Here is a 13035-nt window from a genome sequence, read left to right on the forward strand (position 1 = left end):
TTCAGCGGCAATAAAGCGAATAGCGGCAATAAGGAGGCGTATTTCATCGGGTAGGGTAAAACGAAAAAAAAACGCGGTGAGGCTAAAAAAATTCTAAAGGTTACTGAGGGGCAGACGATAACAACTTTGACGGCGATGAAGCCGGGGGGCAAACAAGCCCAACCACTTAACCCGAAATGATTTAACAGGAATCTTAATCATGGCACAAGTAATCAATACCAACAGCCTCTCGCTGATCACTCAGAACAACATCAACAAAAACCAGTCTGCTCTGTCTACTTCTATTGAGCGCCTGTCTTCTGGCCTGCGTATCAACAGCGCTAAAGACGATGCAGCGGGTCAGGCAATTGCCAACCGCTTCACTTCTAACATCAAGGGCCTGACTCAGGCTGCCCGTAACGCAAACGACGGTATCTCTGTTGCACAGACCACTGAAGGCGCACTGTCAGAAATCAACAACAACTTACAGCGCGTTCGTGAACTGACTGTACAGGCTTCAACCGGTACTAACTCAGATTCTGACCTGTCTTCAATCCAGGACGAAATCAAATCCCGTCTGTCTGAAATCGACCGCGTATCTGGTCAGACTCAGTTCAACGGCGTGAACGTTCTGGCTAAAGACGGTAAAATGTCTATCCAGGTTGGCGCTAACGATGGTGAAACCATCGATATCGACCTGAAAAAAATCGACTCTAAAACTCTGGGTCTGGACAGCTTCAACGTTAACGGTCCTAAAGGGACTCTGACTGCGGCTTCAGGTACTGCTGCTTTCAGCGGTTACTATGGTGCTACCACCAGCGTTTCTGGTGCGACTGTAGCAGAATCTGGCGCAGCAGACGACCTGTCTACTCGTCTGGGTCTGGCATCTGGCGGCGCAGAAGTAGATGGCACTAACGTTTATAAAGACGAAAGCGGCAACCTGTACGCTAAAGTGACCATCAAATCAACTTCAGCTGCTGAAACTAACAACCTGAAAGCGAACGGCTTCGACATCGCCAGCGGCGCAAGCGAAGAGTTCTATGTGGCTGTTGATCCACAGTCTGCTGATACGACCACTGCCGGAACCGCAGCGTTCAAAATTGACACCAAAGCACTGAGCCTGTCTAACCTGACCCAGGGTTCTACCTCTGGTCCACTGGATAAACTGGACAAAGCCATTGCTTCTGTTGATGAATTCCGTTCATCACTGGGTGCGATTCAGAACCGTCTGGGTTCAGCGGTAACTAACCTGAACAACACCACCACTAACCTGTCTGAAGCACAGTCCCGTATTCAGGATGCTGACTACGCGGTTGAAGTTTCTAACCTGTCTAAAGCACAGATCATTCAGCAGGCGGGTAACTCAGTGTTGGCGAAAGCTAACCAGGTTCCACAGCAGGTTCTGTCTCTGCTGCAGGGCTAATTACCCCCGCGATAATCTTGCTCTCAAACCCCGCTTCGGCGGGGTTTTTTCGTTTTTGAGGGTGAAAAGCATTAACGCTCAGATTAGCCCTGTATTCCCTTTCTTTTTTGGCGATTGATTCTTGCGGTGCTGGCTATCATAGCCAGAATCATTTTCCCTGCGTCGACGTTTAATGGACTGCGGGGGCCGGGAGAGCCATTATTCATGACCCAGACAGCACGTGTTAGCATTATTATTCTTGCTCAGTATCCCATCTGGTTTAACGATGCGCTTAGTAGTGCACTAGCCCAGGATTATCCCCACTGTGACATTCTGATCGCTGACTGCAGTGGCGATAAGTTTATCGGAAACATGCTGACAGCCCGGACGGGGAGAGACCGCTTCCCTGTCACGCATACTATTTTTGACCGACATCAGCAGGATATTTGCGACGCGTCTGTCCGGCTCGTGGAGGGGGAATATATTAAATTCCTCAGCCATGCGGAACGATTAGAACCAAATTGTATCAGTCAGTTAGTCGCAGGTTTACAGGCCAGGCCTGAGTGTCGTATTGCTGCATCGAAACGTCAGCGGCTCGATCCGCACGGCAAAATACTGCCCGATGTGCTTAACACGGCCCCGTTGCATAACGCGGACTGCATCATTGATGGCCGTGATTTTCTTCGTTGCCAGACACGCGCTCATCACAGTCTGGCGGGTGAACTTTCTGCATCAATGTTTTATCGCGATGATCTTCTCGCCCTGACTGCCAGTCAGCACCCTCTCTTTGCGATTAATGATCAATCACTGCCGGATTTAGCTGGGTTGGTGGTTTACAGTAAGTTGCTGCCCAAGACTAACCTGCTGTGGTTTGTGCAGCCCTTGCACGGCATACGTTTCTCGATGATGTACAAACAGCCGCATCAGAATGAAAACGATGAAGAAGTTATTAAAGTTATTGAATCGATTAAGGCGCAGCCCTGGTATTCAGATGGCGCTGCCCGCGATAACGTGCGGCTTGCCGAACTCGATCGTCCAGACTGTTTCGAAGCAAAAGACATCCTGAGTACACAACATCAATATGTCGTGCAGACGGCGCTGAAAGCGTGGAACGGTGTGCGCAGCCTGCAGCCCTTCCAGCAAAAAAGATTACAGCAGATGGTCGCCGAGTTTCCATCCTCCGTGAATGTCGCCGTGGTGATCTCTGTCACCGCCGAAAACCGTGAAAAACTGTCCTTAACACTGGATTCACTGGCGCATCAGGGTATTTCGACGTTGAAACTCCATCCACTATTAGTCGGTGAGGTGGATAGCGCTTTCAATGGGTTACCCTGCTATCCGTCAGTAGCGGAAGATCGCATCGCCACCTTTAACAAAATCATTGAACAGCATGATGCTGGCTGGTTTATCTTTGTAGAGGCCGGCACCTGTTTCCAGCCATCGGGTCTGATCGCTCTGTCTACAACCCTCCCGCAGGCCGATGGATTATTAGCGATTTATGCCGATGAGTATTTCTATCTGGGTGACGAACCCTCTGGTATGTTTTTCAGGCCGGATTTCAATCTTGATCTGTTCCTGAGCTCCCCCAAAATGATGGCGCAGCACTGGCTGTTCCGCCGTGAACTTCTGATCGCAGCAGAAGGTTTTGACCCGAACTATCCCCGGGCGGCAGAATTTGATTTGATCGTTAAGTTGATTGAGTCACAGGGGCTGAATGTGGCTGGTCATCTTGCCGAACCCCTGCTGACGGCACCGTTAATCAATCGGGCGATAGTGGAGGATGCGGCCGTCATTGAACGCCATCTTAATAACAGAGGCTATCCTCAGGCGCAGATTGCGTTAGACAATCACTATAATTACCGGCTGCGTTATGAGCATCCTGGACAGCCCAAAGTCTCCATCATCATTCTGGCGAACTGGCATTTACCGTCGCTGATCAGCTGTGTGACCACGCTGCTGGAGAAAACACGTTACCTGAATTATGAGCTGTTAATCGTTGCTGATAGTCAGGGAACGACGGAACGTGACAGCTGGCTGGCGACCATAGCGGGGGTCGACCCCCAGCGTATACGCGTCATGCATCACAGCGGCAGTTATCATCATGCCAGCATGGTCAACCTGGCCGCAGAGAAAGCCACAGGAGAATACCTGATGCTGATGCACTGTGAACTGGCTGTCATTGATGGCGAGTGGCTGGACAACCTGCTGAATCACGGACAGCGTCCCGAGGTCGCTATCGTCGGTGGTAAGCAGTTAACTTCAGAGAATAAAGTGCGTCATGCCGGTTATATCCTCGGGATAAACGGTGCGGCAGGTGATGCTTTCCGGGGGATGGATGACAGTCATCCCAGCCAGCAGGGGCGTCTCCATCTCGATCAGAATTACAGTGCGGTATCGGGCGACTTTATGCTGGTTCGAACGGCGGTATTTTTCGAGCTGGGCGGATTTGACAGTGACAGCCAGCTTTACGATGACGTCGACCTTTGCCTGCGCGCCCGCAACGCGGGGTATATGACCGTATGGACGCCTTACGCACGCATACTTCGCCCGGCGGCCCGCAGCAATCCTTTTCCCGGGGAGACGGTGCACACTTCCAGCAAGCTTAAGCAGCTGGAAGAGGACAAGCTCTTTGCCCGCTGGATGCCGGTGATCGCCAACGATCCGGCATTTAATGCCAATCTGTCGCTAAGAAGTCGCCACTTCGATATTGAAGGTGACAGCCTGTTGAGCTGGCGTCCCGCACCCCGCGAAAATTTACCTGTTTTCCTTGTCCATAATGCGGACATGACGGGCTGCGGTCATTACCGCATGATGAAACCCTTTGAAGCCATGCAGAACGACGGACTGGCAGAGGGTAAAGCCGGCATGACGCTGCTGAATATCAGTGAAATTGGCCGGTTTAAGCCCGATAGCCTGATTATACAGCGCCGCTACTCACCGGCTTTCCATAACTGGATTGAACGGACCGGAAAACTGCACAACGTGTTTAAAGTGTTTGAACTGGATGATTACCTGCTCAACGTGCCGATGAAACACAACAATCGCCAGCATTTTAAGCAGGAAATTACCGGACAACTTCGTAAAAGTCTGACTTTCTTTGACCGTTTCGTGGTTTCAACAGCACCACTGGCCGATGCGATGAGCAACATGCATCCGAATATTCTGGTGGTTAAAAACCGGCTTCCGGCAGACATATGGGCACCGTTGTACAGCCTGCGCAATCAGGGGCGTAAGCCACGCGTCGGCTGGGCTGGTGGTTCCAGCCATCGCGGTGATCTTGAAATGATCGTCGATATTATTAAAGAATTTGCTAACGATGTGGAGTGGGTATTTCTGGGGATGTGCCCGGACAAGCTCAGACCGTATATCCATGAGTATCATCAGGGCGTTGATATCGTTCTCTATCCTGAAAAACTGGCTTCTCTGAATCTTGACCTCGCCCTGGCGCCGGTTGAAGACAATATCTTTAATGCCTGTAAGAGTAACCTGCGTCTGCTGGAATATGGTGTCTGCGGCATCCCGGTGATTTGCAGTAATGTGGCCTGCTATACCGATGATGACCTGCCGGTGACTCGTGTCAGTAACCGTTTTATTGAATGGCGTGATGCGATTCGTATGCATCTGGCTGACCCGGATGCCAGCGCGCGAATGGGCGCAGAGTTGCAAACGGCGGTGCGGCGCGACTGGATGCTAACCGGAGATAACGTAGTCGAGTGGGCTAATGCATGGAGCGCAAACTAAACCATGGATAAAAAAAGCATCACTTCTCCGACGCCATATATCCTGCTGGCACCAGGCTACAAAGAGTCTTCGCTGGGGATCCAGGTGGTGCACCGGCTGTGTCATTTGCTGAATGAAGCTGGCCACGATGCACGACTGATTGAGTGCGAGGTTAACCCGGCATGGAATACGCCCGTTATCTCGTTTGAAGACCACCTGGCCTATTCAGAGGGCGGTGAACCCTTTATCGCCATTTATCCTGAAGTGGTTGAAGGAAATCCCCTGAATGCCCCCGTTGTCGTGCGTTATATGCTTAACCGCGAAGGGGTGATTGAGAAAAATAGCATGGAGGCCAGAGCGGAAGATCTCTACTTCTGGTACCGAAGTGAATTTGCAGGTAAGGCATTCCAGCCTGATTTACTGACCCTGGAAGCCTATGACACCTCTTTATTCTGTGATGATGCCCCCGTCAAAGACCTTGATCTGCTCTATTTGAACCGTGTTCCGGCAGCAAAGATAGATTTCAGTACGTTGCCTGCCGGTATTCGCGTGCTCTCTATGCAAAATCCGCTGACGCTGGCAGAGCTGGCTGCCATACTTAAACGGGGCCGGGTCATGTATTCCTATGAATCCTCAGGCACCTGCTTCCTCGCCAACCTCTGTGGATGCCCGGTTGTGGCCCGCACGCTTCCGGGTTATGAAAAATTTGCTATCACTGACAGTACGTTGACCGACAATGCCGGTGGTATTGCCTGGCACGATAGTCCTGACGAAATTGAGCGTGTACGGCTGACACTGCCAGAGGTGCGACAATGGCTTTATAAGCGTCGCGAAGACGTCGATCGTCAGCTTCAGACCTTCATTTCGGTGACGCAACAGCGTGCGGCAGAAAAACGGCAACATTTGCCGGGTTACTCCACGCAGAACTGGTTAAAACTGCGCGGGATGACGCCAGATCAGCAACGTCAGATGGCGCAACACGTCGCCGGTTTACAGGAGCCGCAATCTCTGTTGATTGTGGTGCGTAACGACAGTCACGACAGCCACGCTGTTGAACTGACGCTGAACAGCCTCGCCACCTGCCGGGAAACTTACCCCTATTTTCGCGTGGTATTGACCCATAACGCTGGCAGTATCAATGTCCTGCCAGACTGGGTAAGTGTCAGCACCAGCCTGTTAAGCCATGCTCAGGAGCAGTGGATGCAGGTGGTCGCTGCCGGTACGCTTTACCTCAGCGACAGCTTCAGCACAGTGGGATTGAGTCTCAATCAGGGCTCTGACTGTTTTGCCATTTACACGGATGAGCTGATACAAGAAGAAAAGGGGGAGTACACCAGCGCGCTGAGACCGGACTTTAATCTCGACCTGATATTAAGTATGCCGTGGCTCTATGCCCGTCGCTGGCTTTTCCGTGTTGATGTCTTGAACACTGTTCCTGTGGAGTTGCCTGTGCATTCCCCGGGTTGGGAATTGGAGGCCATCACGCGTTTAATTGAACAGGAGGGCATTTCCGGTATCGGCCATATCAGTGAACCCCAACTGGTGGTTCCCCGGACGTTATTGCATCCCGAGCCCATTGATATCGCCATCATTCAGCGACACCTCCAGCAACGCGGATATCCGGCAGCCGAGGTCCGTGTTAACGGCAATCATTCCTGGCATCTCTGCTATGGTGAAACACCATCCTGTTTTGTCTCCGTCATCATGCCTGCCAGTCAGGATTTGAAGAACATGCAGGTTGGCATTAACCAGATGTTGTCGAACACGTCTCATGAACACTATGAAATTATTATCGTAAGAGATCGTGCGATGAATTCCGCCGTTAATCAATGGCTCGATACTATTGATGAGGCAAAAATAAACAAGATTCAAATTATTACTGTTGCTGAAACAGCCAATGATGCTGCGCGCTATAACGCCGGAGCAGCAGCGGCGCGTGGTGATTATATTCTGCTGGTCAACCCCTACGTTATTGTCATTGAGAAAGACTGGCTGACGCACCTCCTTAATCATGCACAGCGGCCTGAAATTGGCAGCGTTGGTAGCAAGATTATTTCGCTTAACCGGCACCTGGTTTTATCTGCGGGAGAGATGCTGGGCGGGGAGGATCTTTGTGCGCCAGTCGGCTATGGTGCCGCCGCTAATGAAGGCGGTTATATGGGGCGGCTGCAAAGCGATCAAAATTATACGGTGCTCAATTATTCCAGCCTGATGATAAAAAAAGAAGCCTGGGATAATGTTGCCGGGATGGACGACAGTTTGCCTTCCCTGCAACAACAGAATATTGATTTGTGTCTGAAATTGCGCCATGCCGGCTATATGTCAGTATGGACCCCCCACTCAGTGATCGCCTGTGATGTTTATCATCTCTATCCGCAAACCAAACGGATGACCCTTGAGGAGGAGCAGGGGAGATCCAGGCTCTATGCCAACTGGCTTTCTCAACTGCTTCGCGACCCCTCTTATAACGATAATTTTTCCTCGTTGCGGCGTTTGTTTAAACCAGAGTGTCGTCCTGCCTTCATTCGTCATCCCTTTGCCGATCGTCAGCGGCCTGTTGTGCTGGGGATTGCATTACCCTGTCAGGCCGGTCAACCAGCGACACTGACCGCCATCACAGACAGCCTGACGCGCAGACAATACATCAACGGCCTGGTGACTGAAAATGCACAAGATTATTCGCTTATCCATCGTATCGATGCCGATGCGATTGTCATTGAAGATACGTTAAGCGCCGAAACATACAGCGTGATTAGCCAACTGAGGAAGCGCCATAGCTGCGTCATTTCTCAGATCATTTCACCTTCCTGGATTATTGCACAGGGCCGACATCTGCCCGAGTTCAAGGGTATTGATCGCCTGATTGTGCAAAACCACGCCCAGGCTGAAGCTTTACGCCACTCCGACCGGCCTGTGGCTATCCTGTCACGCGCCCTGATCCCCTTTACCCCTTTGCAAAAAGTGACCCGTCGTGAAGGAGAAAAACTGCGTGTGCTGTGTAATACCTGCGAGCTCAACGATGCTGATATCGAACTGATTCATAATCTGGTGCGTGAACTCGCCAGTGAAGTGACCTGGCAGGTGCTGGGGCCGTTGCCTGCCGGCTGGGAACCCTGGATAGAAGAACACTACCGTTATCCGGGGCACGAATATTATCTGCCTTTTTTAGCCAGCATTGATACCGATCTGGCCATCGTCCCGCGTGCTGATACTAAATTCAATCGCCTTAAAGATAACTTTTGCCTGCTGGAAACGGCTGCCTGCGCTATTCCTGCGCTGGTCAGTGATGTTGGCAGCTTGCAGAGTCATATTCCTGCTATTCGCGTGCGTAACCGTAAGGTTGACTGGCTGGCGGCTATCCGCCTTGCGGCCAGTGAACGCTCAGACTTAGCGAATTTTGCACACAGTGCCCGGCACGCTCTCCAGGATTCGGACTGGCTGACTGGCGAAATTATCAACCAACACCTGCATGCCTGGCTGCCGTAAACAGTGTGAGCTAAATAAGGGTTAAGACAATGAAAGATAATATTTTTGTAACCAGTCCGTTGATGCCTCCCTTAGAGGAGTTTATCCCCTATCTGGAACAAATCTGGGATAACAAGCAACTGACCAACGGCGGTCCATTTCACCAGGCCCTGGAGCAGGCGCTGGCGGAATACCTTGGCGTTGAGCATATTTGCCTGTTTGCTAACGGTACGCTGGCGCTGGTGACGGCACTGCAGGCGCTGCGCGTCACCGGTGAAGTGATTACCACGCCATACTCCTTTGTTGCCACATCGCACTCGCTGTTATGGAACGGTATTAAACCCGTGTTTGTTGATATTGACCCGGTGAGTTGTAACCTGGATCCAGCGAAAATTGAGGCGGCGATCACCCCGCAGACCAGCGCAATAATGCCGGTGCACTGTTATGGTATCCCGTGCGACGTCGATAGCATTCAGCATATTGCTGATAACTACGGTCTTAAGGTGATCTATGACGCTGCGCACTGTTTTGCGGTGAAGCAGGAAGGCGTCAGCATCCTCAATCACGGCGACCTGTCCATACTCAGTTTCCACGCCACAAAAGTGTTTAACACCTTTGAGGGCGGGGCGATTATCTGTCCTGATGCTAAAATTAAACGCCGCATTGATTACCTGAAAAACTTTGGTTTTGCGGATGAAACCACCGTGGTGGCGCCGGGTATTAATGGCAAAATGAATGAGTTTCAGGCCGCGTTTGGCATGTTGCAGCTAAAGCACATTGATGCCGCGCTGGCGGTGCGTAAGACTATTTATGATACCTACCGCCAGGCGCTGGCACATGTGCATGGCCTGACGTTTCTTGAAGCAGAGGAAAATACCCAGTGGAACTATGCCTACTGTCCGGTGTTTATTCATGATGCGCTGTTCCCGATGAGCCGCGATCGGCTGTACCAGGAACTCAAAGATCAGGGGGTATTTGTCCGCCGCTATTTCTATCCGCTCATTTCCGAATTCCCGATGTATAAAGGCTATGCCTCTTCGGCTGCGGAGAATCTGCCTGTCGCCAGCAGGATGGCACAGAGCGTACTTTGTCTGCCCATACACCCCTCTCTTTCTGCTATCGAACAGACGAAGATTATCGATATTATTATGCGGGCAAGTGCTGTCAATGCTGCCTGATATCAGACGGGAGACCGCTATAACGGTGCTCCCGATCACGCCAGCCTGGATCGGGTGAGAGTCCGCAGATAGCTTTACTTTTTACTTTATCGCGCCACGATGTGCCAGGAACCTCTGTTCCACTTCAAGGAGCTTTTTTTTCCTGTCTTTGATTTTTTTTGCCGGCGCACCAAAATACATACCCCATTCAGGAAGGCTTTTGGTCACCAGCGAGAGTGCCCCAACGCTGGCACCTTCACCTATGGTGACCTTCGGCAGGATCACTGTGCCTGAGCCAATGATGACATGACGTCCTAATGTCACTTCGCCTGAACTGACCCCGGTATAGTCTGCATCAACAGTAGGGTTGGTTAAGTAATTTCCTGAGTAATCATCGGTTTTACTGTAAATTTTAACCCCCTGCGAAAGCCCGCTAAAGTCGTGCAGGGTGATACCGGCACCGGCCGAGAGCAGAGAGTAACCACCGATATGTATAAACGAACCCAGGGTTAGAAATCCCTCACCGCTTGCGACGATAGTGGTGTAGCCGTCTATTCTGACATTGTCACCAATAGCGATGTTTTCCAGCCCGACAATGGTGCAATTTTTTGCAATGGATACGTTTTTACCTAACCGTTTAAAACCACATTCTCTCAGTTCATTTTCTGAGTAATAACCCACGTCAAAAGGATTCATAAGTCACCTGCATGCTCAGTGGAAGGTCGGGCTAAAAATCGCAGAGCGAATCAGCCCATGTGTACAGCGATGACGCCCGACACACTTCCAGCGGATAATATTGCTGGAATTCACTCTGTCAGAAGTGGGGGGGATCGACAACCTGGCGCAGGGCACGCTGCCAGTCAGAGCGAACAATTCCCAGATTCTCAATACGCTGGCAGTCCAGCACTGACATCGCCGGGCGCTGCACCGCTGAAGAATACTCTGCCGCGCTGATGGCGTTGACCTGCGGGGTTGTCGCCTCGGGACGGTGGCTTTTCATCAGTGCAAATATGGCTTCTGAAAACTCAAACCAGCTAACCGCGCTGTCTCCGCAGTAGTGATAGATGCCGTGAGCGTCCGGATGCTGCGCCAGTGCGATCAGGCATTCGGCCAGATCGCCTGCATAGGTCGGGCAACCTACCTGATCTGCAATGACGCTCAGGCAGTCATGGCTTTGTGCCAGACGCATCATGGTTTTAACAAAGTTTTGACCATACTCGCTAAAGACCCATGAGGTACGGACGATAATCGCCTGCGGCAACAGCGCCTGAATGTTTTTTTCCCCTTGCCATTTCGTCATCCCATAGACGTTTAACGGGGCGGGAATATCGTCCTCCCGCCAGGGGGTGGTGCGATTGCCATCAAAAACGTAATCTGTCGAAATGTGGAGCAGTCGTGCACCGGACTCAGAGGCAGCTGCAGCCAGGTTGGCGGCACCGGTGGCGTTGACGGCCATCGCCTGTTGGGGATCGGTTTCAGCCTTATCAACTGCGGTCCATGCCGCGCAGTTGATGATCACTGTCGGTTGAAATTCAGTGACCATGGCACTGACCATGCTGGCGCGGGTGATATCAAGCTGTTGTGAGTTGCAGGCGCGAACCACCCACCAGGCCGGCAAACGCTCACTCAGGCAGCGCCCGAGTTGCCCGTCTGCGCCGGTCATCAGAACCCGCATAGTTGAAGTTCTCCCAGGCGTAAGCCCTGCTGATCTTTAGCAGACAGCAGCGGAGTGCTGACGGGCCAGTCGATGGCGATCGTCTCGTCCTTCCACAGCAGGCAGGCTTCGTCATCAGGTTGATAATAATCGGTGCATTTATACTCAAAGTCAGCCACGTCTGACAGAACAACAAAACCATGTGCCAGGCCGGGTGGGATCCAGAGCTGTTGCTTATTCTCTTCAGAGAGGATTAAGGCATCCCACTGACCAAATGTCGGTGACGCAGGGCGGATATCCACCGCAACATCAAACACTTCACCGCGAACGACGCGGACCAGTTTGCCCTGCGGGCGTGTTCGCTGATAATGCAGTCCACGCAGAACATGCCTGCCGGATCGCGAGTAGTTGTCCTGGACAAAATCCAGCTGGATATCCAGCATTTCGCTGTAGCGCTGTTTTTCGAATGTTTCAAGGAAAAACCCGCGGGCGTCGCCAAATATACGAGGTTTGATGATCTTCACATCATGAATCCGGGTATTTAATACCTCCACTTATATCTCCTCGGCCAGTTGACGAAGATAACTGCCGTACTGAGTTTTACCCAGCCATGTTGCCCGTTCCAGCATCTGGTCTGTGCTTATCCAGCCTTTACGCCAGGCTATCTCTTCTAGACACGCCACTTTGAAACCCTGACGTTTTTCGATGGTATGAATAAAGGTAGAGGCTTCCAGTAAACTATCGTGCGTTCCGGTATCCAGCCAGGCAAAGCCACGCCCCAGCACTTCAACATTCAGCAGGCCATCATTGAGGTACATCTGATTCAGCGTGGTTATTTCCAGCTCTCCACGTGAAGAAGGCTGAACCCGTTTTGCCATCTCTACGACATGATGGTCATAGAAATAGAGTCCGGTGACGGCATAGTTCGACCTGGGTTTTAGCGGTTTTTCTTCTATCGACAGTGCCTTGAATTCTTTATCGAACTCCACGACGCCAAAACGTTCCGGATCCATCACCTGATAACCGAAAACCGTCGCTCCCTGCGAACGGGCAGCCACGTCCTCCAGCTTTTTCGCAAAACTTTGTCCGAAGAAGATGTTGTCACCCAGCACCAGCGCACAGCCTTCTCCCGCGAGAAAACTTTCACCAATAGTGAAGGCCTGCGCCAGGCCATCGGGTGTGGGCTGAACGGCATAGGTCAGTGTAATGCCCAGATGGCGGCCATCTTTCAGCAGGCGCTGAAAGGCCTGCAGATCTTCCGGAGTGGTAATCAGGAGAATATCGCGGATCCCTGCCAGCATCAGCACTGACAAGGGATAGTAAACCATGGGTTTGTCGTAGACCGGCAGCAGTTGTTTAGAGACGCCGCAGGTCACAGGATGAAGGCGGGAACCTGTGCCTCCTGCAAGAACAATACCTTTCATAGAGTGTCTTCTTTTTTATCAGAATGTGGGCAGGCGGGCATTCGCCCATCACTTACTGAAATTGTAAAAGGATGGCAGCGGATCAATGGCTGAAATAACGGGAACAAAGAGGGGTATTCAAACCTATAGCGGCAGAAAAAACGCGCCGAAAAAGGAAACAACCTTACAGATCCTTAACATTCTGCCGATAACACGTTATTGCGATTTTTAACTTTTCGCCTGCGTGCAGACACT

General features: G+C 51.5%; 8 protein-coding genes. 4 read left to right on the forward strand and 4 right to left on the reverse strand.

Annotated elements, in window-relative coordinates; translation table 11 throughout:
- Nucleotides 1-199: 199 nt before the first annotated feature.
- From K6L24_RS08985 to K6L24_RS09000, 4 genes are all read left to right on the forward strand, one after another.
- A complete protein-coding gene (locus K6L24_RS08985; protein ID WP_062742555.1) occupies nt 200-1402 on the forward strand; it encodes a FliC/FljB family flagellin in 1203 nt (400 codons plus the stop codon).
- A 204-nt stretch (nt 1403-1606) separates the two neighbouring features.
- Nucleotides 1607-5122 (forward strand): glycosyltransferase, encoded by a 3516-nt coding sequence (locus K6L24_RS08990; protein WP_222682210.1) that lies wholly within the window; start codon nt 1607-1609, stop codon nt 5120-5122.
- 3 nt (nt 5123-5125) lie between these two features.
- Nucleotides 5126-8587 carry a glycosyltransferase gene (locus tag K6L24_RS08995; protein WP_222682211.1) on the forward strand — a complete coding sequence of 1154 codons (3462 nt, stop codon included), beginning with the start codon at nt 5126-5128 and terminating at the stop codon, nt 8585-8587.
- 29 nt (nt 8588-8616) lie between these two features.
- A complete protein-coding gene (locus tag K6L24_RS09000; protein ID WP_062742552.1) occupies nt 8617-9744 on the forward strand; it encodes a DegT/DnrJ/EryC1/StrS family aminotransferase in 1128 nt (375 codons plus the stop codon).
- A gap of 81 nt (nt 9745-9825) precedes the next feature.
- Here the strand turns inward: K6L24_RS09000 and K6L24_RS09005 are convergent, their stop codons facing one another.
- From K6L24_RS09005 to rfbA, 4 genes are all read right to left on the reverse strand, one after another.
- Nucleotides 9826-10419: an acyltransferase gene (locus K6L24_RS09005; protein WP_062742551.1), complete on the reverse strand. Its 594-nt coding sequence runs from the start codon at nt 10417-10419 to the stop codon at nt 9826-9828.
- 118 nt (nt 10420-10537) lie between these two features.
- Nucleotides 10538-11398, reverse strand: coding sequence for a dTDP-4-dehydrorhamnose reductase (gene rfbD, locus K6L24_RS09010; RefSeq protein WP_137269848.1), 861 nt, complete (start codon nt 11396-11398; stop codon nt 10538-10540).
- Nucleotides 11386-11931 (reverse strand): dTDP-4-dehydrorhamnose 3,5-epimerase, encoded by a 546-nt coding sequence (rfbC, locus tag K6L24_RS09015; RefSeq protein ID WP_062742549.1) that lies wholly within the window; start codon nt 11929-11931, stop codon nt 11386-11388. Before rfbC ends, rfbD begins: the two co-directional genes overlap by 13 nt.
- A complete protein-coding gene (rfbA, locus tag K6L24_RS09020) occupies nt 11932-12801 on the reverse strand; it encodes a glucose-1-phosphate thymidylyltransferase RfbA (RefSeq protein ID WP_137269846.1) in 870 nt (289 codons plus the stop codon).
- Nucleotides 12802-13035: the final 234 nt, after the last annotated feature.

It is taken from the genome of Erwinia persicina, from assembly GCF_019844095.1.
Lineage (GTDB): Bacteria > Pseudomonadota > Gammaproteobacteria > Enterobacterales > Enterobacteriaceae > Erwinia > Erwinia persicina.

Excerpts from the sequence above, each read along its gene's own strand:
- K6L24_RS08990 (WP_222682210.1), top strand. The coding sequence starts at position 1,607 with ATGACCCAGACAGCACGTGTTAGCATTATTATTCTTGCTCAGTATCCC.
- rfbD (WP_137269848.1), bottom strand. The coding sequence starts at position 11,398 with ATGCGGGTTCTGATGACCGGCGCAGACGGGCAACTCGGGCGCTGCCTG.
- rfbA (WP_137269846.1), bottom strand. The coding sequence starts at position 12,801 with ATGAAAGGTATTGTTCTTGCAGGAGGCACAGGTTCCCGCCTTCATCCT.
- K6L24_RS08985 (WP_062742555.1), top strand. The coding sequence starts at position 200 with ATGGCACAAGTAATCAATACCAACAGCCTCTCGCTGATCACTCAGAAC.
- K6L24_RS09005 (WP_062742551.1), bottom strand. The coding sequence starts at position 10,419 with ATGAATCCTTTTGACGTGGGTTATTACTCAGAAAATGAACTGAGAGAA.
- K6L24_RS08995 (WP_222682211.1), top strand. The coding sequence starts at position 5,126 with ATGGATAAAAAAAGCATCACTTCTCCGACGCCATATATCCTGCTGGCA.
- K6L24_RS09000 (WP_062742552.1), top strand. The coding sequence starts at position 8,617 with ATGAAAGATAATATTTTTGTAACCAGTCCGTTGATGCCTCCCTTAGAG.